Below are 19062 nucleotides of genomic sequence, written 5' to 3' on the forward strand. Positions count from 1 at the left end.
GCCAGTGAGACGACTTGCTCGGCGCAGCTCTGTGGGCTGGCAAACCTAGTTCCTGCCCCGATCCCATGCTCCGCAAGATATGACGTGTGTGGATCTTTGGCCAGCCCGGACGCTCAGACGGGCGTTCCGATGGCTAGGTCTCGGAGTGCCACCGCTCTAGCTTCGATCAGCTTCATGCGAAGTTGCCACTCCTCGGTGGCCGTCCAGCCGGCTTGCGCGGTGATCTGGTCGGGGTGCTTCCGGTACAGCAAGCCAGGCTCGGCGATGAAGAATCCGTCGGCAACCACTGAGGCAGCGAGCAGCAGTCCGGTATCTTCTCCGCCCGGCAAGGCCATCCATCCGCCCAGGGCAAGTGCCAGCTCTCGCCGGATGCACAGGGTTGCCGGGTGCACCGGAAGTCCGTAGTTGTGCTGCTGAAAATAGGTCAGGACATCGGTCCGTTGCAGCTTGCCCCCGGGCGGATCCGCGTGCTGCCACCCAATCGTTGATCCATCGGGCAGCAGGTCGAGGACGCTCGATGTCGTCCAACCAACATCAGCCCGACCCGTTACGGCATCGATCTCGCGTGCCAGCGCACCAGGGGTCAGCTGGTCGTCGGCGTCAAGAACGCGCAGTAGATCGCCGTCGCTACGGGCCATGGCCATGTTGCGGGCGACGCCAGGACCGCCCGGCTTGCCGGTTGCAACGTGGATGCGGGGGTCAGCTGGGAGGGCAGTCGCAACCTTGCCGGTGCGCCCGTCCTCCTGGACTAGCCACTCCCACGTCCAGCCGTCTGGCAGCTCCTGGGAGCGCAAGGATTCATAGGCGTCGGCTAGGTAGGGGATGCTCGGCGTGTGAACCGGGGTGATGACGGAGATTTTCACTCGGACCACCGCGCGAGCTTCGTGGTGTAGACGAACTCGGTCCGGTCGCCGGGGAGCACGACGTTTGATACCTCGACAACGCAGTCCTTGGTGTCGATGGAGGCCTTGCGGAGGATGAGCACCGACACCCCTGGGGGCAGCTTCAGGGCATCCGCTTCATCCGCCGAGGGCGGGCGTGCGGTGATCTCGTCAACGATCCGGTCTAGCTCGATACCGATGGTGAACAGCTGGTTCTGGGTTCCACCAGGCCACGGCTCGTTGTGGGCATCGAGCAGCGCGGGATTCTCGGCAACCACGTCGTAGACCATGTAGGACGTGTTGAGGCTGAGTGGCACCCGTTCCTTCCGCGAGCTTGTGCGGTAGACGCGCTCAAGCATCTTGGCCCCGACGGGAACGCTGAAGAGACGGGCGAGATCGGCGCTTGCCGGCACGGTCCGGTACTCCGCCGAGAACTCAAGATCCTGCATGGTCAATCCCGTGTCCCGCTCGGTCGCACCTGTGCGACGTCGTTGGGACTCGGGGAGCCGGGCTCGGTCCTTCTCCCACTGGTACCGGTCGGGAGAGCGCCGCACTCGTTGACGGGGCGCCCGAACGAAGGTGCCTCGGCCGTGCCGGCGGTCGACGAGACCTTCTGCTTCAAGTGCGTCGAGCGCCTGCCGCACGACGGGCAAGCTCACCTCGTAGTCGGCCTTCAGTGTCTGCTCATTCGGCAGCTTGCTACCGGGCTCCAGGTCGCCCGAATGGATCTTTTCCCGCCACTCTGCGGCGATCCGCTCCCATTTGGCCATGTCTACATACTCCTTCGCCTCAGCTCCAGTTTAGGTCTTCATGAAGTCTTGACGCGATCGGACGAACCGTCGTAGCTTGTCTATACGTCTTCATGAAGACATGAAGAGGACGGAGTGCACCGACGAGCGGTGCCCCAGCAGACAGGAGACAGCCTTGAAGCTGTACGTGGACACCACGCGCAAGCAGGTGACGGCGTCGAAGGACCCGGAGCCGAAGAACGACCAGAACGGCAACCAGAAGTCCGAGAAGAACACGGGCCGGCTCATGTGGTCCACCCAGGTCTTCGTACTCGACGAGAACGGCGGCGAGGTCATCACCATCACCACGGCGGGAGAGAAGCCGGGCGTGAAGGTGGGCGACTTCGTCGAGGTCGAGCAGTTGGAGGCCATTCCGTGGGCGACCAACGGGCGTAACGGCGTCGCGTTCCGGGCGGTCTCGCTGAAGCCGAAGACTGGCACCTCGGCCAAGTAGGTCCCTCGCACGGCGTGCTGTGTGAGCCACTGGTGTCCGTGGCTCGCTGAAGCGGCCTAACTGGTCCGCTGACCCAACATCCCTGAACTGGTCCGGGAGTGTTCCTGACTCCTACATTCCCGGCCCCGTCTCCGCCATGCGGTGACGAAAAGGAAATGGCCCGGGGTCGGTACTGACTCCTACATCTGCCGACCCCGGTGCCGCCAACTCATCCGACCCAACTCGCGATTGGGAGGACTCGTCGTGTCCAAGTCTAGCCCCCGCCGCCCCTTCGGCGGGAAGTCCAGCGGAACGGTGACGGTCATCGAGGCCAAGGTCCACCGGTCCTCCGCGCGGAACGCCCGGCTGGCGTTCATCCTCACGGCGGTCATCGTCGGCGTCCTGTCCGCCGTGGTGGCCGCGTCCTACATGCACCCGATCCTGGCTCTCATCGTCGGCGCGCTGATCGGCGTGCCGGTCGGCGGGATCGTGTGGGTGCTGGTCCGCATCTGGCCGGTCCTGCGGCTGCTGTGGTGGTGGCTCCCGGAAATCGGGATCACCGTCGGCGTGCTCACCTTCTGGGTGCAGCTCGCCAACCACACCCCCGCCGTGGTGACGCTCCTCGTGGTCGCCCTGGTCGTGGGTGTCCCGGCCGCCGTGCCGGTCATCCGCCACCAGCTGGTGGCGTGGGCGTGGTGCCTGATCGTGCGGCATCGGCTGCGTGTGTGCTTCGCGCAGTTCATCATCGCCAACCAGTCCGGGTCGCTGCCGCTGATCCTGTGGGCTCGTCCCACCCCGGTCGGTGAGCGGGTCTGGGTGTATCTCCGCCCGGGCCTGTCGGCCAAGGACCTGGAAGGCCGGCTCGACAAGATCGCCGTGACCTGCCACGCCTCCACCGTGCTCATCGAGCGCGCGTCGGAGCGCAACGCCGCCTATCTGCGGTTCGACATCAAGCGCCGTGAAGTCCTCACCGCCGATGTCGCCTCGCCGCTGGTCGACGTGATCGACCCGGACACCCCGACGGTCGAGCAGGCACCGCTGACGGTGCCGACCGCCCTGGACCTGCCGGACGTCGACGTACCGACGATCACCCTCCCGGCCCAGGGGCGGCCGGCGAAGAAGCCGGCCACCGCCGCCAACGGCAGCAAGCCCGCGGCGTCGTCCGCGTCGTCCATCCCCGACGACGACGTCAACGACTGGATCTGATCCCCACCCAACCCGGACGCGAGGAGCCCTGCGGGCTCGTTCGTGTGGCTCCTCGCGCCCACTCATCGCCCAAGGAGGGCAACCCCATGGCTGTCATCGCCGAAGCGGCCCCCGTGCCGGTGGGGCCTGGCCTGTCGATGTTCGACCCCATCTTCGTCGGCATCGACGAGTTCGGTCAGCCCGTCTACATCACCCTCGCCTACCGCAACCTCCTCGCCGGCGGCGAGCCCGGCGGAGGTAAGTCCGGCCTGCTCAACTGCATCGCCGCCCACGCCGCCCTCTCCGTCGACAGCCGCCTGGTGCTGCTGGACGGCAAGCTCGTCGAACTCGGGCAGTGGGAAGACGTGGCTGACGCGTTCATCGGCCCCGACATCACCGAAGCCCTCAACGTGCTGCGGCGGCTTCAGGTCGTGATGAACAACCGCTACGCCTGGCTGCGCGCCCACGGGCGCCGCAAGGTGACCGCCCTCGACGGGCTGACGGTCATCACCGTCCTGGTCGACGAGATCGCCTACTACTCCGCCACCGTCGGCGCCAAGCAGGAGCAGGAAGAGTTCGTCGCGCTCCTGCGTGACCTGGTCGCCCGGGGCCGTGCCGCCGGCATCCCGGTCGTGGCCGCCACGCAGCGGCCGTCGTTCGACATCATCCCGACCTCGCTGCGGGACCTGTTCGGCTACCGGGCGGCGTTCCGCTGCACCACCCCCAACTCGTCGAACATCGTTCTGGGTCACGGGTGGGCGGAGCAGGGCTACTCCGCCACCGACATCTCACCGACCAACCAGGGCGCGGCCTACCTCATCGCCGAAGGCGGCATCCCCCGCCGCATCAAGGTCGCCTACCTCACCGACACCCAGATCTCGGGCATCGCCGACTACGCCGCCTGGATCCGCAGACCCGCCACCACCCCGGCCGGCACCCCCACTGAATGGGAGGCCGTGGCATGACCACCCGAGAGCGCACCTACGCCCGCGCCAACAACCAGCGCGCCAACCAATACACCGAGATGTGGATCGTCGGCACTCCGGAGGACCTGGCCGTGATGATCCACGCCGCCAGTAAAACCGGCCGGCTCGTCTTCGTCTCCGCCCCGCACCAGATGGGCGTGGACGACATCCGCCATCGCCGCTACCTGCGGCTGCGCACCCGATAACCGGCCGACGGAACCGGCTCACGCCCTGGAAAGCAGACCGGTTCCGCCGACCTCCACCAACAGCCCTTTCGAAAGGACGTGGCTGCCATGAAGGCTACCCACAACCCACCCACCGGAGTCCAGGTCACACCCGCTGACCTGCTCCGGATGGCCGCCCTCTACCTGCGCCGGCACGGCTGGCACCAGGGCACCTATTACGCCACCACCGACACCCCCACCCCGCCGGCCTGCCTGGTCGGCGCGATCGGCATCGCCTGCGCCGGACACCGCGTCGAGCACTTCTCCGACCTCGAACCCGACGACCGACACGCCTACCTCGACGCCATCGCCGTCCTGGTCGACTACCTCGACGACCACTACCCCATCCACCTGTTCGACGACGACGGCCTCTGCATCGACGAGCACACCTCCCCCTACTCCTGGAACGACGACCCGCTCTGCACCGCCGAGAAGGTGATCGCGGCCCTGGAAGGTGCCGCGAAGCAGTGGGACCGCCTCCACACCGAGGGAGGCGAGAACTGATGTTCACCGTCAAGGCGTCCTTGACGCGCCTTCCCCGTCAGAAGCGCCGCAGCGTCGTCGAGAACGACGAGTTCGCCGCGTTCGCCCGTCGCATCATCCGCGCCCACGGCCGCCGCGTCGCGGCTGGTGACGTGGAAGCTCTCCGCGACCTCGTCGCTCTGTCCTCGTCCATTGACGACGCGATCGGCGACGCCGTCATGGGCCTGCGGGCCTTCGGCTACTCCTGGTCGGAGATCGGGCAGCGGCTCGGCATCTCCAAGCAGGCCGCCCAGCAGCGGTGGGGCGGTGAGAGGCCGTGACCGACCTCCGCAGCGTCGACCTCGACGCGCTCGCCGACCGCACCGGCATCCGGGTCGAGTTCTACGACCCGGCCGGCACCCGCTACGGGTTCCCCACCTTCCCTTACCACTTCGCCCCCACCGGGCTGGCCACCCGCCGGCAGCTCCGGGCCGCCGGCCTTCGTCCCGGCGGGCATGACCCGGTCGCCCAGATCCTCTGGCGGCACCGGGCGCAGCGGCGGATCGCCTACCTCTACCGCCTCGACCTGGCCGCACCCAAGCGGACCGCCACCCCGGCCCAGCGGGAGGCCATCGCCAAGGCACTTCGCGCCCGGCGGACCTGCCGCGTCTGCGGCGACCTGAAGCCCTACTACATCCCTCGCCGATTCGGCGAGTGCCTCGACTGCCACGAAGGGAGCCAGTCGTGAGCTTCCACCTGTCCGACCCGTGCCTGTGGTGCATCGAGGGCAGCAGCCCGGCCGGCGTCCACGACATGTTCGGCCCCGTCTACAAGCCCTGCCCCGTCTGCCTCGGCCCCTGCGTCCTGTGTGAGGGCGAGGGCCTGTTCCCGGCCAACTTCACCTGCCTGCCCTGCTTCCGCCAGAAGCTCGCCGCCCAAGGGCTGGCCCCGATCATGTGCGCCCACTGCTCCGGCGTGGTCGACCTCATCCCGCTCGACACCATTCCGGCTCCGGAGGTGACTCCCCATGTCGACCACTAACCCGCCCACGATGGCCGCCCGCCTGGAAGGCGGCGTCCTGGTCCTCATCGTCATCTTCGTCGGCCTCGCCGCCGGGGCCGCCTCCTTCACCCACGTCCACGACTGGACCATGGCCAACAGCCCCGAGGGCACCCCCGGCTGGTTCGGCTGGGCCAACGCGGTCATCTCCGAACTCGTCCCCGTTGCCTGCCTCCTCGTCATCCGCAGGCGCAAGCGCCACGGCGGACCGATCGGCTACCCGATGGTCCTGCTCGTCGCCTTCGCGGGCTTCTCCCTCGCCGCTCAGCTCGGCGTCGCCGTCGGGAAGGTCGGCCCGTCCGGGTGGCTCCTGTCCGCCGTGCCCGCACTGGCGTTCATGGCCCTGGTCAAGCTGGTCCTGGCCCCGGTCAAGACCGACACCCCGGCCACCGCGCCGGCCGTCGAACCCACCACGGTCGACGAGACCCCGGCCACCGCGCCGGTCGTCGACAACCCGCCGGCCGTCATCGCCGCACCCATCACGCCCGCGCCGATCACTCGGCCGGAAGTGCCGGCGCACCTGGTGCCCACCGCCCGTTTCGTCATCGGCCGGCACGAGCAGAGCACCGGCCGACCCATCACCCCGGACGAGCTGGCCGGCCTGCTGTCGGTCGGCTCGGACATCGCCCGGGAGCTCCTGCGCAGCCTCGGCGGCCACACCTCCGCCGTGAATGGCACCCCCGTTGCTGGTGGTGCCCGGTGACCATCCACGTCGTCGACATCGAGCAGGTCACCCACACCTGCCCGGCCTTCCCCGACGCTCACCCGGTCGACACCCGGCGCACGGTCATCCACGTCATCCCCGGCGGTCCCTGCCGCACCCCGGTCACGATCCGCTGCGGCACCGTGACCGCCACCATTGCGTGCCACCGGCACGAACCGGCCGATCGCCAATGCGGCGCTTGCCGGCTCATCGTCACTCAACACACCATCACCGACCGGCCCCAGGTGGCCGCCTGATGGCGTCGACGCTGGACCTCACCCCCCGGACTTCGGCCCGGGGGGTGGGCTCGAACGCCGACACCACCACGCCCGTCTACGCCTACACCGCCGCCGGCTCCGCCTTCCTCCGATCGACTCAGCCGGACTACTTCGGCTGGCTCGACCACGTCCGCGCCGCCGCCGGCTGCACCCGCCCCATCCGCCTCGCCGGCCAACTCCTCACCGTCGACTCGTCGACCGGCCGGGTCCTAGACCAGCGGCACACCGACGCCATGCCCGACGCAGCCATCTACACCGCCTGCGGCAACCGCCGCGCCACCGTGTGCCCCGCCTGCGCCCGCACCTACCAACGCGACGCCTACCAACTGCTGCGCGCCGGCCTCGTCGGCGGCAAAGGCGTCCCCGAGACCGTGTCCCGCCACCCGGCCGTGTTCCCCACCTTCACCGCACCCTCGTTCGGACCGGTCCACGTCCGGGTGGTCAAGCGGCACACCTGCCGGGACCGCAAGCGCTGCGACTGCCGGCCCGACCCCTGCCACGCCCGCCGGGACACCGGCCTCTGCGAACACGGCCGGTCCGCCGTCTGCTGGGCACGACACGAACCCGACGACGCGGTGCTCGGGCAGCCGCTGTGCCTGGACTGCTACGACCACGACCACCAGGTCGTCTGGAACCTCTACTCCGGCGAGCTGTGGCACCGCACCAAGCAAGCCGCGGAACGCTGGCTCGCCAAACTCGCTCGCCGCCGCGCCATCCCCCGCGTTCCGGTCGTCACCGCCTCGGGGCGCGTCCGCACGGTCCCGCCGGTCCGGCTCTCCCACGGCAAAGCCGCCGAGTTCCAGGCACGCGGTGCCGTGCACTTCCACGCCCTGGTGCGCCTCGACGGAGTCGACCCCGCCGACCCGGCCGCGATCGTCCCGCCGCCGGCCGGGTTCACCGTCGTCGACCTGGAAGACGCCATCCGCGCCGCCGCCGCACAGGTCGCCTTCTCCACCCCTGGCCACCTCGACCGGCCGGAGGGCTGGCCGATCGCGTGGGGTGAGCAGGTCGACGTTCGTCCCATCTCCCTGACTGGTCGTGGTGAGGTCACCGACAGCATGGTCGCCGGCTACCTTGCCAAGTACGCCACCAAGAGCACCGAGGTAACCGGGCACCGCTCCACCCGCCTCGACACCGAAAGCATCGGCGACTACGCCGACCCCGACGGCGACCACACCGCCCGCCTCATCGACGCCTGCTGGCGACTCGGCCGACCCACCGGCACGAGCACCCCATTGCTCGACCGGGCCCGCGACCAACGACCCCGGCCCGGCTTCATCCAGCGGTGGGAATGCCCCGACTGCGGCACCCATACCCGCTACGCCGCCTGCCCCGTCTGCGTCGCCGACCGTCAAGCCAGCCTTGACGCCCAACCGGCCAGCAGGCCTACGGCCAACCCCTACGCCCGGCTACGGCGCTGGGCGCACATGCTCGGCTTCGGCGGCCACTTCCTCACCAAAGCCCGCCGCTACTCGGTGACCTTCCAACTCCTACGCGACACCCGCGTCACCTACCGCCGCAACGAGGACCACGACCAGGGCGCCAACGACCCAGTCAAGGCCGCCGACCACCTCGACGACGACACCACCCTCATCGTCGGCACCCTCACCTTCGCCGGCGTCGGCTGGCACACCACCGGTGACGCCCTCCTCGCCAACACCGCCGCCGCCCTCGCCCGTGAGCGACAGGCCACCGGCCGTGAAGAACTCGCGCACGAACTCAGCTCGGCAGGCGGCCACCCGGTCGCCGCATAGCCAGCCCAGCGATAACGATCAGAAGGGGACTCATGGCACCACGTGCGATTGAACCTCTGTGGACCGTCGAAGACGTGTCCGCCTTCCTCGGCGTTCCCGTGGCAACGCTCTACCAGTGGCGCTATCGCCGGACTGGACCACGGGCTTCCAGGGTTGGGCGTCACCTGCGTTACGACCCAACTGACGTTCGGGCCTGGCTCAATCAGCAGGCGGCCTGACATGCCCGTCGACGACCTGTGGTACCTCAGCAAACGCGGGCCGGACGGCAAGCGGCTGCCTTCGAAACGGCACGGCCGTGGGAAACGGTGGCGGTGCCGGTACGAGGACTCCGACGGCGAGACTCGGGAACGGCTGTTTGAGCGCAGGGCTGACGCCGACGCCTTCGACCTTCGCGCACGGTCTGGCATCGTCGATGAGATCAGGGTTCAGCAGTCCGAACGACACCTGACGCTGCGCGAGTATGGCGAGCGCTGGCGGCTTTCCCGCGAGGTGGGCTGGGCGCTGGAAACCCGCAAGCGGGTGGAGTCGAATCTCCGGATTCACCTGTATCCGGTGTTCGGCGACCGGCCGCTTCGCGCCATCAACTTGACGTCGGTGCTGGAGTGGCTAACCCGACGTTTGGACGAAGGGACAGCCCGCAGCTCTTTGAAGCTGTACTTCGAGCTGCTCGACACAGTCCTAAATGCCGCCGTTACGGACAAGGTGATCGCGGACAATCCCTGTGACGGCGTCAAGCTCGCCCAGGTGTTGCGCGGCTTGTCTCGGGCCCCGAAGTGGGTGCCCACCGAAGGTGAGGTCCTGGCGCTGCTCGACGTAGTGCCACCCCGCTACCGGGCGGCAATCTGGCTGGGTGCCGGGCAGGGATGCCGTCTCGGCGAAACCCTTGGCATGGAGGACGATGCCCGCTGCGTCGACACCAACGGGGCAGAGCTTCATGTGGTCCAGCAGCTCCGGTACGCGCCGCAGCAGTACGGCGGGTTCTACCTCAGCGAGCCGAAGGCGGGATCGTCCGGGACCATCGACCTGGACCCTGTCGTCGGCCGGATGCTCGCCGAGCATGTCCGGGACTTTCCGCCCGTCTCGGTCGAGCTGGTCGACATCACCTCGGGCGACCCCGTCCGCCGGTCGGTGCCGCTGCTGTTCACCACCACGCGCGGTAACCCATTCACCGACCGGACCTGGTCGCGGGAGTGGGCCGACTGGCGCGATGCAGCCGGTTGGCCGAAGGAGCATGGGACCTTTCACGCGCTCCGGCACTTCTTCGCCACGACGCTGATCACGAACCATGCGGAGCCTCAGGAAGTGCAGCGGCTACTTCGACACAAGACGCTTCGGATCACGCTGGAGGCGTACGTGCATTGGTGGCCGAAGCGGGAGCGTCAACGCGGCCTGGTGGGCTCGATCCTGCAGGCCGCTGCGAAGACACAGCGAGTCTGAGAGGCTGCAAGATCAATGCTGGCTTGTGCCGAATCTGGGCCGCTTGATCTTGTTCCGGCGAAACGCCTGGTCAAAGGTGGTAAGAGTGGAGCCCAGGGGACTTGAACCCCTAACCCCTGCCTTGCAAAGGCAGTGCTCTGCCAGTTGAGCTAGGGCCCCGAGGGCGGCCGATGCCGCCTGGTCGACAGGTGAGGTGTGGCCTCAGCGCAGGTCCGGTGCGGTGGTCGCCTCGTGCCACAGGGCGCGCTCGTCGTTGGAAGCCTTGACCTTCTTGGCCAGGACGGCGGCCACGCCGATGACGCCGGCGAGAATCAGAAGCTTCTTGAACATGGGGCGACCCCTTGCGCTCGGCTGCCGTCGGACGACGTGCGGTGGGGCTAGCTGGAATCGAACCAGCGACCTCAGAGTTATCAGCTCTGCGCTCTAACCGACTGAGCTATAGCCCCGCGTTGCGACGAGCAAGATTAACCCATGCTCGGGTGCCGCCCCAAATCGGGGGGCGGCCGGCGCGCCACCGTCGCTCCCCGAACCTACCGGAGTACGGAACGCCGGGGCGACCGCTTTCCGCGGTGCCCCGGCGCCCGGTGGTTCAGTCCCGCTCGGCGAGGGTCAGCTCGATGCCGCCGACCAGGTCGGCGCACACGTTGTAGACGAACGCCCCGAGCGTGGCCAGCGCGGTGAACAGCACGACGTTGACCAGGCCGATCAGCGCGGAGCTGAGAATCACGCCCTTGGCGGTGATCTGGAAGCCGTCGGTGCTCTGGCCGCCGCCAGCGCTGACCAGGTCGGTCAGGCTGTCGTTGACGCTCTGGAACACCCCCATCGCGTCCAGCGCCAGGTACAGCACCGAGGTGGCGACCACCACGACGATGAAGAGCACCACCGACACGGCGAACGCGAACTTCATCACGGACCAGGGGTCGATCCGCTTCAGGTTCAGCCGGGCCCGGCGCGGTCCGCGGGACGCGGCCGAGCTGACGGACGTACGCGCGGCGCGTACCGCGTCACCCACGCGGGCGGCCCCGACGGCCGCCGCGTTGCCGATCCCCGGCGGCAGTCCCCCGCCGTTGGGTGCCCGGCCAGGCCCCGGCCGGGTGTCCGGCTGCGGTGCGCCGGCGGCGCCGACCCGGGGCTGCGTGCCGGTCGCTCCGGTCGCCACGCCGGCCCGGACCGGGATCTGCTGCGTGGCGTTCGGCCGGGCGGTGGCCGGCGCCGCCTTCGGGGCGCTGCCCGCGGCGGCGTCGGCCGCCGGCGCGGCCTCGGTCTTGTCACCGGCGCCCGCGTCGTCGGTCGGCTTGTCCGGCGGTGGCGTCATCCCGGGAGCCCGGGTGAATTTCGGGGCAGGCGCGTCGGCGGGGACGGTCGCCCGGCCCACGGCGGCGCGGCCGCTCGCCGCCGTGCCGCTCGACGCGGCCTCCTCGTCGACCGGGTTAGCCGAGGTCCCCGTGTTCCCCGACTTCGCCTGTGTCTCCGTCATTCAACTAGTCCTGTTCGTCAGGCTCGTCGGCATTGCGAGCAATCGCCACGATAGTCACGCCGTCCGGAAGGTCCATCAACTTGACCCCCATTGTGTTCCGGTCACGCGTACGGCGTACAGGCTTCACCGGAGTCCGGATGACGCCGCCGTTGCTCGTGATCGCGAACAGCTCGTCGTCCGGGTCGATCACCACCGCACCGACCAGACCACCGCGTCGCTCGGTGATCTTCGCAGTCAGCACGCCTTTACCTCCCCGGCCCTGGACCGGGTATTCCTCGATAGGGGTACGTTTCGCGTATCCCCCGTTCGTGGCCACCAGGACGTCCATCCCCGACCGGACCACCTCCATGGCCAGCAGGACGTCGTCCTCCGTGAAGCGCATGCCGATCACGCCCGAGGTGGCCCGGCCCATCGGCCGGAGCGCCTCGTCGCTGGCGTTGAACCGGATCGCCTGCGCGTTCTTGGAGACCAGCAGCAGATCGTCCTCCGGCCCCACGAGGGCGGCACCGACCAGCTCGTCCTCATCGCGCAGGTTGATCGCGATGATGCCGCCGGAACGGTTGGAGTCGAACTCCTCGAGGCGCGTCTTCTTCACCAGGCCGTTCTTCGTGGCCAGTACCAGGTAGGGAGCCACCTGGTAGTTCGGAATCTCGATGATCTGTGCGATCTGCTCGTCCGGTTGGAAGGCGAGCAGATTGGCCACGTGCTGGCCCTTGGCCACCCTACTGGCTTCCGGAAGCTCGTACGCCTTGGCCCGGTACACCCGGCCCTTGTTCGTGAAGAACAGGATCCAGTCGTGCGTGGAGCATACGAAGAAGTGGCTGACAATGTCGTCCTGGCGCAGCGTCGCGCCGCTGACTCCCTTGCCGCCACGGCGCTGCGAACGGTACAGGTCGACCTTGGTCCGCTTGGCGTACCCGGTCCGGGTGATCGTGACGACCACGTCCTCGCGGGCGATGAGGTCCTCCATCGAGACCTCGCCGTCGAACGGCACGATCTGCGTACGCCGGTCGTCGCCCCACTTGGCGACGATCTCGCCCAGCTCCTCGGAGACGATCTTCCGCTGCCGCTCCGGCTTGGCGAGGATGTCCTTGAGGTCGGCGATCTCCAGCTCGAGCTTGGCCAGGTCGTCGAGGATCCGCTGCCGCTCGAGGGCGGCGAGCCGGCGCAGCTGCATGTCCAGGATCGCGGTCGCCTGGATCTCGTCGATCTCCAGCAACCGGATCAGGCCCTGCCGGGCGTCCTCGACCGTGGGCGAGCGCCGGATCAGGGCGATCACCTCGTCGAGGGCGTCGAGCGCCTTGGCCAGACCGCGCAGGATGTGCGCCCGCTCCTCGGCCTTACGCAGCCGGAACGCGGTCCGCCGGCGGATGACCTCGACCTGGTGCTCGACGTAGTAGCGGATGAACTGGGCCAGGTTGAGCGTGCGGGGCACCCCGTCGACGAGCGCCAGCATGTTGGCGCCGAAGGTCTCCTGCAGCTGGGTGTGCTTGTAGAGGTTGTTCAGCACCACCTTGGCGACCGCGTCGCGCTTGAGCACGAGCACGATCCGCATGCCGGTACGACCGGAGGACTCGTCGCGGATGTCGGCGATCCCGCCGAGCTTGCCCTCCTTGATCAGCTCGGCGATGCGCTCGGCCAGGTTGTCCGGGTTGACCTGGTAGGGCAGCTCGCTGACGACCAGCGCGGGCCGGCCGCGCTTGTCCTCCTCGACCTCGACCACGGCCCGCATCCGGATCGAGCCGCGGCCGGTCCGGTACGCGTCCTGGATCGCCTGGGTGCCGACGATCAGGCCGTGGGTCGGGAAGTCCGGGCCCTTGACGATCCCGAGCAGGGCCTCGAGGGTGGTCGCCTCGTCGGCCTCCGGGTTCTCCAGGCACCACTGCACCGCCGCGCCGATCTCGCGCAGGTTGTGCGGCGGGATCTTGGTGGCCATGCCGACCGCGATGCCCTCGGAGCCGTTGACCAACAGGTTCGGGATCCGCGACGGCAGGATCGTGGGCTCCTTGGCCCGGCCGTCGTAGTTGTCCTGGAGATCGACGGTGTCCTCGTCGATGTCCCGCAGCATCTCCATGGCCAGCGGGTCGAGCTTGCACTCGGTGTACCGCATGGCCGCGGCCGGGTCGTTGCCCGGCGAGCCGAAGTTGCCGTTGCCGTCGACCAGCGGGTAGCGCAGCGACCAGGGCTGCGCCATGCGGACCAGCGCGTCGTAGATCGCGGAGTCGCCGTGCGGGTGGAACTGACCCATCACGTCGCCGACGACCCGGGAGCACTTGACGTAGCCCCGGTCCGGCCGGTAGCCGGAGTCGAACATGGCGTAGAGGATCTTGCGGTGGACCGGCTTGAGCCCGTCCCGGACGTCCGGCAGCGCCCGACCGACGATGACGCTCATCGCGTAGTCGAGGTAGGAGCGCTGCATCTCCACCTCGAGCCCGACCGGTTCGATCCGGTCGTGCGCGACGACGGCGCCGAGGGTCTCGGGGACCTCGGGCTCGTTCGGTGTGGACTCGGGAGAATCGGTCACTGTATACCCTTATCAGACTCAGAGTCGTTTTCGTGCTGTGGATAACCGCTGTGGATAGCGGTCAAGCTGTGGATAACTCTGTGGATCGGCGGGCCGGCCGGGGCTGGCCCGGCCGGCCCGCCGAGGACCGTCAGATGTCGAGGAACCGGACGTCCTTGGCGTTGCGCTGGATGAACGACCGGCGCGCCTCCACGTCCTCACCCATCAAGACACTGAACAACTCGTCGGCGGTTGCCGCGTCGTCGAGCGTGACCTGACGGAGGGTGCGGGTCGCCGGGTTCATCGTGGTCTCCCACAGCTCGGGATAGTTCATCTCACCGAGACCCTTGAACCGCTGGATGTCGTCCGGCTTGGCGTTGGGCTTCTTCTGCTGGCGCAGCGCGATCAGCCCGTCGCGCTCCCGGTCGGAGTACGCGTACTGCGCGTCGTCGCCCTTCCGGTTCCACTTGATCTTGTAGAGCGGCGGGGCGGCCAGGTAGACGTGCCCCAGTTCGACCAGCGGACGCATGAAGCGGAAGAGCAGGGTGAGCAGCAGCGTCTGGATGTGCTGGCCGTCGACGTCCGCGTCGGCCATCAGCACGATCTTGTGGTAGCGCAGCTTCTCGATGTCGAAGTCGTCGTGGATGCCCGTGCCCAGCGCCGTGATGAGCGCCTGGACCTCGTTGTTCTTCAGCACCCGGTCGATCCGGGCCTTCTCCACGTTGAGGATCTTGCCGCGGATCGGCAGGATCGCCTGCGTACGCGGGTCGCGGCCCTGCTTCGCCGAGCCGCCGGCCGAGTCACCCTCGACGATGAAGACCTCGGACTCCCGCGGGTCGGTCGACTGGCAGTCGGCCAGCTTGCCCGGCATCGAGCCGGACTCCAGCAGCGACTTGCGCCGGGCCAGCTTGCGCGCCTGCTGCGCGGCGATCCGGGCGCGGGCCGCCTGGGACGCCTTCTGGATGATCGTCTTGGCCTCGGCCGGGTTGCGGTCGAACCAGTCGACCAGCCACTCGTTGCAGACCCGCTGCACGAAGCTCTTCACCGGGGTGTTGCCGAGCTTGGTCTTGGTCTGGCCCTCGAACTGCGGGTTGGCCAGCTTCACCGAGATGATCGCCGCCAGGCCCTCGCGAATGTCCTCGCCAGAGAGCTTCTCGTCGCCCTTGAGCAGCTTCCGCTCGGTGCCGTACCGGTTGACCACGCTGGTCAACGCGGCCCGGAAGCCCTCCTCGTGGGTGCCGCCCTCGTGGGTGTTGATCGTGTTGGCGAAGGTGTAGACCGACTCGCCGTACGACTCGTTCCACTGCATGGCGATCTCGACCGACATGCCCTCCTCCTCGGCGCCGAACTCGACCACCGTGCGGTGGATCGGGTTCTTGGACGCGTTGAGGTGCCGGACGAAGTCGGCGATACCGCCCTTGTAGAGGAAGGTCACCTCGCGCGGCTTGCCCTCCTCACCCTCCGCGACCCGCTCGTCGAGCAGGTGGATGGTGAGGCCGCGGTTGAGGAAGGCCATCTCCTGGAGGCGCCGGTAGATGGTCTGGAAGTCGAAGTCGACCGTCTCGAAGACCGTCGCGTCCGGCCAGAACGAGACCGCCGAGCCGGTGCGGTCGGTGACCTCGCCCTTCTCCAGCGGGCCCGGCTTCGAGTTGGCGTACTGCTGCCGCCAGAAGAAGCCGTCCTTCTGGATCTCCACGGCCATCTTCGTGGAGAGCGCGTTCACCACCGAGACGCCGACGCCGTGCAGACCGCCGGAGACCGCGTACGCCTTGCCGTCGAACTTGCCGCCGGCGTGCAGCACGGTCAGCGCCACCTCGACGCCCGGCTTCTTGAGCTTCGGGTGCAGGTCGACCGGGAAGCCCCGGCCGTTGTCGGTGACCCGGACACCGCCGTCGGCGAGCAGCACCACGTCGATGGTGTCGCAGTAGCCGGCCAGCGCCTCGTCCACGGCGTTGTCGACGACCTCCCACACGAGGTGGTGCAGGCCCCGCTCGCCGGTCGACCCGATGTACATACCGGGCCGCTTCCGAACGGCCTCCAGCCCCTCGAGAACGGTGATCGACTCTGCGCCGTACTGCTGATTGTCCTGCGCTGACACCCTCGGCCACTTTCTCGCGCCGTCAGCGCCGGTGGGGCGCTTCGGACGCGGGGTTCGGCGGACAGGACGCGACGTCGGCGCGCGGACCGCTGCCGGACGAATCCGGTCACGGGTCGGTACGCGCCGGTCGCCGCGGTCGCCCGCGGATCGCGATCGGCTCGACCCGACGTGGACAATGATCGCGAGCCCTTTGGGGGCCCGTGTCCGTCGCTCCGCACCGGGTCTTCGTCTCTGCGTCAATCTTACTGTGCGCTGGCGGTAGAACCGCCACTCGGCACCCTCGCAAAGCGGCTGAGAACTCCGTACGCGGCCGAACCGCGTCGCCCGCGACTCCCCCTACACGCCAAGCCCCGATCGAGGGCGGCGCCGCCCGACGGGTGTACCCGCTGTCGGGCGGGTCGGGGGTTTCGGACGCGCCGACGGTGCCGTACGTTTGCGGCGGTCGCGAAGCCGGCTTGATCTTTGTCGGCTGGAACCGGACGATCGACCCGATCAACCCCCACACTGCTCTTAAGAGGTGACCCAGATGGGGCTGGACAACGTCGCGGTGCACTGGCCGCGGACCGGCCGCTTCTACGACCCGGTCGCACCGGCCGAGTTCGTCGACTTCGGCGAGATCGTCGACCTGCCGCAGATCTCCGCGCCCACAGCCGCTCTGGCCGAGTTGATCGCCAAGACCGGCACGGTCCGGGCGACCGCGTACACCGAACTGGTGGACCTTCTGCTCGGTCTCGAAGGTGTGCTTTACGCCACTGACGCCGCGGCCGAGGACGAGGACCCGGTGATCGACCCGGACGGCTGCGCCTGGATCGCCGACGGCATCGAGCGGTTCGTCGCCGGGCACCGCCCGCACGGCGAGGCGGTGACGTTCGACTCGGTCAGCGCCGTGCTCCGCTCGCTGCTCGGCGACGGACGGCTGGCCGAGCAGCAGCTGCGCTGGCTCGACGCGCGGCTGGACGCGCTGCGCGACGAGAGCGGCGACCCACCGCAGTGGGAGTTCACCTGCGCCGAGCTTGGCGTGCTCGCCGCCTTCTACCGGCGCTGCGCGGACCGCGGCTTCGCCGTCTACGCCGAGTCGGAGGCCCCCCGCCGGGCCACCCAGCAGTAGTCGTCGCGCCGCCCGGCCCTCCGCCGGGTTGTCACCCGGCGGTTGCGGTCCCCGCGCGGTTCGCGGCGGCGATGACCTGGGTGAGCGCGGCGTGCAGCTGGTGCAACTCCTCGACCGGCAGGCCGAGCCGCGCCACGATCGCCGGCGGGATCTCCTCGGCCCGGCCGCGCAGCGCCTGGCCGCTGGCGGTCAGCGTGACGGCGAGGCTCCGCTCGTCGGCGGGGTGGCGCTCGCGACGGACGTAGCCGTTGGCTTCCAGGCGCTTGAGCAGGGGCGACAGCGTTCCGGGGTCGAGTTGGAGGAGCCGGCTCAGCTCGCGTACGGAGAGCGGCGCGTGCTGCCAGAGAGCCAGCATGACCAGGTACTGCGGGTGGGTCAGCCCCATGGGCTCCAACAGCGGGCGGTAGACCGCGACGACGCCGCGCGCGGCAACCGAGAGCGCGAAGCACACCTGCTGCTCGAGAGCCAGCGGGTCCCCGTCGTCGAGCCCGTCACGCATCAGTCGACCTCCTCATCGAGTGTTATCGTACCGATGTTTTGTGGTCCAATGATTGGTGCACCAATCATCGGTGTGACACGGATGCGGTTTCCCGGAGCGGAGGTCGGAAGGCACATGAGCGAGGACCCGAAGGAGACTAGGGCCCCGGGCGAGGGTGGCCGGTTCTGGCGGTTCGCCTACAAGTACCTGGCCGGCCCCGCCGAGGGGGTGCCGAACGCGGTTTACGGAGGCTCCGCCGAGGCCCGCGAGGGGTGGAAGCGTGACCTGGAGAACCGCAAGCGCTACAGCCGCGAACAGCGGGAACAGAGGCAGGCCGCCCGCGAGGCCCGGCGCCGCGACTGATCCCCGGTCCCGCCCGCTGCGCCCGCGCCGACGGCCGCCGACGTGGCACCACGGTAGATGTCGTTATGCCTCAGCGGCATAAATATGACTCTGCGGCATAACGCTCATCCGACCTACGGGGAGCCGGTCTTCACCCCCGGCCTGGCCGGCCTCGTCCTCGGCCGCGGGGGTCCCGGTGCGGACTCCGCCCGCCGCACGAACCGGCCCGCCAGACGGGCCGCCGGGGGGAGCCGGGCCGCCGGAGGGAGCCCGAGTTGGCTCAGGGGGCGTGCTGGGGCGGCCGATCAGCCGTAGGTGTCGCGGGGGCCTCGTCCCCGCACCCGCCGCGGGCCGCGCGACCACGACGGCGCGGCCGGCCCGTGGATGTGCAGCTTGCGCACGACGTTGTGGCCGACCTCCTGGGCGATCTGCTTCAGCAGCGAGCCGGCGAGCAGCCGCAGCTGAGTAGCCCAGGCGGTCGAGCGGGCCTCGACGGTCAGCTCGCCGTCCTCCAGCTTCACCGGGCGGCTGTGCTGGGCCACCTCCGGCCCGACCACCCGCTCCCAGGCTCCGAAGACGGTCGCCTCGGCCGCCGGCTGCTGCCAGCCGCGCGCCTTCACCAGCCGGTTCAGCACCGCGCCCAGGGGCTGCGGGTCCCGTGGGTCCGGCCCCGGCCCGGAGTAACCCCGCAGCCGCCGCTCACCGCCGCCCGCCCCGCCGGCCCCGGCCGTGCCGCGCCGGCGGGTCTTCGCGGCCGACTCCCGCCGGGCCTTTGCCGCGTCGAGCACCGCCCGCGCCAACTCGGGTCCCGAGGCCCCGTCCGGCCCGTCCGCGCCGGCGGCCGTGGCGTCCGCGCCGGTTCCGGTTCGTGGCGCAAGCCGGTCGCC

General features: G+C 69.2%; 22 protein-coding genes, 2 tRNA genes and 1 pseudogene. 15 read left to right on the forward strand and 10 right to left on the reverse strand.

Going from position 1 to position 19062, the window contains the following annotated elements:
* Nucleotides 1-113: 113 nt before the first annotated feature.
* Both O7603_RS21440 and O7603_RS21445 read right to left on the reverse strand, forming a co-directional pair.
* Nucleotides 114-863: a glycosyltransferase gene (locus O7603_RS21440; protein ID WP_281571590.1), complete on the reverse strand. Its 750-nt coding sequence runs from the start codon at nt 861-863 to the stop codon at nt 114-116.
* The gene (locus O7603_RS21445; protein ID WP_281571591.1) at nt 860-1651 is read right to left on the reverse strand and encodes a GntR family transcriptional regulator; all 792 of its coding nucleotides are present in this window, start codon (nt 1649-1651) and stop codon (nt 860-862) included. The genes O7603_RS21440 and O7603_RS21445 overlap by 4 nt, the downstream gene beginning before the upstream one ends.
* A 154-nt stretch (nt 1652-1805) precedes the next feature.
* Between O7603_RS21445 and O7603_RS21450 the strand changes: the two genes are divergently transcribed.
* From O7603_RS21450 to O7603_RS21510, 13 genes are all read left to right on the forward strand, one after another.
* Nucleotides 1806-2123, forward strand: a complete 318-nt coding sequence (locus tag O7603_RS21450; protein ID WP_281571592.1) for a hypothetical protein — start codon at nt 1806-1808, stop codon at nt 2121-2123.
* 243 nt (nt 2124-2366) lie between these two features.
* Complete coding sequence (locus O7603_RS21455) at nt 2367-3308, forward strand: hypothetical protein (RefSeq protein WP_281571593.1); 942 nt, start codon at nt 2367-2369, stop codon at nt 3306-3308.
* An 86-nt stretch (nt 3309-3394) separates the two neighbouring features.
* On the forward strand, nt 3395-4252 hold the full coding sequence (locus tag O7603_RS21460; protein ID WP_281571594.1) for an FtsK/SpoIIIE domain-containing protein: 858 nt from the start codon (nt 3395-3397) through the stop codon (nt 4250-4252).
* Nucleotides 4249-4458: a hypothetical protein gene (locus O7603_RS21465; RefSeq protein ID WP_281571595.1), complete on the forward strand. Its 210-nt coding sequence runs from the start codon at nt 4249-4251 to the stop codon at nt 4456-4458. Before O7603_RS21460 ends, O7603_RS21465 begins: the two co-directional genes overlap by 4 nt.
* Before the next feature lie 87 nt (nt 4459-4545).
* Entirely contained in the window at nt 4546-4980 is a 435-nt protein-coding gene (locus O7603_RS21470) for a hypothetical protein (protein WP_281571596.1), read from the forward strand.
* A complete protein-coding gene (locus O7603_RS21475) occupies nt 4980-5279 on the forward strand; it encodes a hypothetical protein (RefSeq protein ID WP_281571597.1) in 300 nt (99 codons plus the stop codon). The genes O7603_RS21470 and O7603_RS21475 overlap by 1 nt, the downstream gene beginning before the upstream one ends.
* Complete coding sequence (locus O7603_RS21480; protein ID WP_281571598.1) at nt 5276-5686, forward strand: RRQRL motif-containing zinc-binding protein; 411 nt, start codon at nt 5276-5278, stop codon at nt 5684-5686. Before O7603_RS21475 ends, O7603_RS21480 begins: the two co-directional genes overlap by 4 nt.
* Nucleotides 5683-5979 carry a hypothetical protein gene (locus tag O7603_RS21485; protein ID WP_281571599.1) on the forward strand — a complete coding sequence of 99 codons (297 nt, stop codon included), beginning with the start codon at nt 5683-5685 and terminating at the stop codon, nt 5977-5979. The genes O7603_RS21480 and O7603_RS21485 overlap by 4 nt, the downstream gene beginning before the upstream one ends.
* The gene (locus O7603_RS21490; RefSeq protein ID WP_281571600.1) at nt 5966-6700 is read left to right on the forward strand and encodes a hypothetical protein; all 735 of its coding nucleotides are present in this window, start codon (nt 5966-5968) and stop codon (nt 6698-6700) included. The genes O7603_RS21485 and O7603_RS21490 overlap by 14 nt, the downstream gene beginning before the upstream one ends.
* Nucleotides 6697-6957: a hypothetical protein gene (locus tag O7603_RS21495; protein WP_281571601.1), complete on the forward strand. Its 261-nt coding sequence runs from the start codon at nt 6697-6699 to the stop codon at nt 6955-6957. The genes O7603_RS21490 and O7603_RS21495 overlap by 4 nt, the downstream gene beginning before the upstream one ends.
* Nucleotides 6957-8732: a replication initiator gene (locus O7603_RS21500; protein ID WP_281571602.1), complete on the forward strand. Its 1776-nt coding sequence runs from the start codon at nt 6957-6959 to the stop codon at nt 8730-8732. Before O7603_RS21495 ends, O7603_RS21500 begins: the two co-directional genes overlap by 1 nt.
* 32 nt (nt 8733-8764) lie before the next feature.
* A complete protein-coding gene (locus tag O7603_RS21505; protein ID WP_281571603.1) occupies nt 8765-8950 on the forward strand; it encodes a helix-turn-helix domain-containing protein in 186 nt (61 codons plus the stop codon).
* A 1-nt stretch (nt 8951) separates the two neighbouring features.
* The gene (locus O7603_RS21510; RefSeq protein WP_281571604.1) at nt 8952-10169 is read left to right on the forward strand and encodes a site-specific integrase; all 1218 of its coding nucleotides are present in this window, start codon (nt 8952-8954) and stop codon (nt 10167-10169) included.
* An 86-nt stretch (nt 10170-10255) separates the two neighbouring features.
* On the opposite strand, the gene O7603_RS21515 is transcribed toward O7603_RS21510, so the two are convergent.
* From O7603_RS21515 to gyrB, 6 genes are all read right to left on the reverse strand, one after another.
* Nucleotides 10256-10328, reverse strand: a tRNA-Ala gene (locus O7603_RS21515).
* A gap of 42 nt (nt 10329-10370) precedes the next feature.
* On the reverse strand, nt 10371-10499 hold the full coding sequence (locus O7603_RS21520; RefSeq protein ID WP_281571605.1) for a DLW-39 family protein: 129 nt from the start codon (nt 10497-10499) through the stop codon (nt 10371-10373).
* Nucleotides 10500-10541: 42 nt separating this feature from the next.
* Nucleotides 10542-10615: transfer RNA gene (locus O7603_RS21525), tRNA-Ile, on the reverse strand.
* 143 nt (nt 10616-10758) lie between these two features.
* Nucleotides 10759-11646 (reverse strand): DUF3566 domain-containing protein, encoded by an 888-nt coding sequence (locus tag O7603_RS21530; protein ID WP_281571606.1) that lies wholly within the window; start codon nt 11644-11646, stop codon nt 10759-10761.
* Nucleotides 11647-11650: 4 nt separating this feature from the next.
* Nucleotides 11651-14170, reverse strand: coding sequence for a DNA gyrase subunit A (gene gyrA / locus O7603_RS21535; RefSeq protein ID WP_281571607.1), 2520 nt, complete (start codon nt 14168-14170; stop codon nt 11651-11653).
* A 130-nt stretch (nt 14171-14300) separates the two neighbouring features.
* Nucleotides 14301-16247 (reverse strand): DNA topoisomerase (ATP-hydrolyzing) subunit B, encoded by a 1947-nt coding sequence (gene gyrB, locus O7603_RS21540; protein ID WP_281571608.1) that lies wholly within the window; start codon nt 16245-16247, stop codon nt 14301-14303.
* 526 nt (nt 16248-16773) lie between these two features.
* On the opposite strand from gyrB, the gene O7603_RS21545 reads away from it, so the two are divergent.
* Nucleotides 16774-17355, forward strand: a complete 582-nt coding sequence (locus O7603_RS21545; RefSeq protein ID WP_281571609.1) for a hypothetical protein — start codon at nt 16774-16776, stop codon at nt 17353-17355.
* Between the two features lie 31 nt (nt 17356-17386).
* Here the strand turns inward: O7603_RS21545 and O7603_RS21550 are convergent, their stop codons facing one another.
* Nucleotides 17387-17854, reverse strand: a complete 468-nt coding sequence (locus O7603_RS21550; protein ID WP_281571610.1) for a MarR family transcriptional regulator — start codon at nt 17852-17854, stop codon at nt 17387-17389.
* 114 nt (nt 17855-17968) lie between these two features.
* Here O7603_RS21550 and O7603_RS21555 point away from each other — a divergent pair, with 114 nt between their 5' ends.
* A complete protein-coding gene (locus O7603_RS21555) occupies nt 17969-18196 on the forward strand; it encodes a hypothetical protein (protein WP_281571611.1) in 228 nt (75 codons plus the stop codon).
* Between the two features lie 284 nt (nt 18197-18480).
* Here the strand turns inward: O7603_RS21555 and O7603_RS21560 are convergent.
* A pseudogene (locus O7603_RS21560) lies at nt 18481-19032 on the reverse strand (DciA family protein); the annotation flags it as partial.
* Nucleotides 19033-19062: the final 30 nt, after the last annotated feature.

The sequence above is a fragment of the Micromonospora sp. WMMD812 genome (genome assembly GCF_027497215.1).
GTDB lineage: Bacteria > Actinomycetota > Actinomycetes > Mycobacteriales > Micromonosporaceae > Micromonospora.

Excerpts from the sequence above, each read along its gene's own strand:
- O7603_RS21500 (WP_281571602.1), top strand. The coding sequence starts at position 6,957 with ATGGCGTCGACGCTGGACCTCACCCCCCGGACTTCGGCCCGGGGGGTG.
- O7603_RS21460 (WP_281571594.1), top strand. The coding sequence starts at position 3,395 with ATGGCTGTCATCGCCGAAGCGGCCCCCGTGCCGGTGGGGCCTGGCCTG.
- O7603_RS21510 (WP_281571604.1), top strand. The coding sequence starts at position 8,952 with ATGCCCGTCGACGACCTGTGGTACCTCAGCAAACGCGGGCCGGACGGC.
- O7603_RS21555 (WP_281571611.1), top strand. The coding sequence starts at position 17,969 with ATGAGCGAGGACCCGAAGGAGACTAGGGCCCCGGGCGAGGGTGGCCGG.
- O7603_RS21470 (WP_281571596.1), top strand. The coding sequence starts at position 4,546 with ATGAAGGCTACCCACAACCCACCCACCGGAGTCCAGGTCACACCCGCT.
- O7603_RS21530 (WP_281571606.1), bottom strand. The coding sequence starts at position 11,646 with ATGACGGAGACACAGGCGAAGTCGGGGAACACGGGGACCTCGGCTAAC.
- O7603_RS21550 (WP_281571610.1), bottom strand. The coding sequence starts at position 17,854 with ATGCGTGACGGGCTCGACGACGGGGACCCGCTGGCTCTCGAGCAGCAG.
- O7603_RS21475 (WP_281571597.1), top strand. The coding sequence starts at position 4,980 with ATGTTCACCGTCAAGGCGTCCTTGACGCGCCTTCCCCGTCAGAAGCGC.
- O7603_RS21465 (WP_281571595.1), top strand. The coding sequence starts at position 4,249 with ATGACCACCCGAGAGCGCACCTACGCCCGCGCCAACAACCAGCGCGCC.
- O7603_RS21490 (WP_281571600.1), top strand. The coding sequence starts at position 5,966 with ATGTCGACCACTAACCCGCCCACGATGGCCGCCCGCCTGGAAGGCGGC.
- O7603_RS21445 (WP_281571591.1), bottom strand. The coding sequence starts at position 1,651 with ATGGCCAAATGGGAGCGGATCGCCGCAGAGTGGCGGGAAAAGATCCAT.
- O7603_RS21520 (WP_281571605.1), bottom strand. The coding sequence starts at position 10,499 with ATGTTCAAGAAGCTTCTGATTCTCGCCGGCGTCATCGGCGTGGCCGCC.
- O7603_RS21505 (WP_281571603.1), top strand. The coding sequence starts at position 8,765 with ATGGCACCACGTGCGATTGAACCTCTGTGGACCGTCGAAGACGTGTCC.
- O7603_RS21545 (WP_281571609.1), top strand. The coding sequence starts at position 16,774 with ATGGGGCTGGACAACGTCGCGGTGCACTGGCCGCGGACCGGCCGCTTC.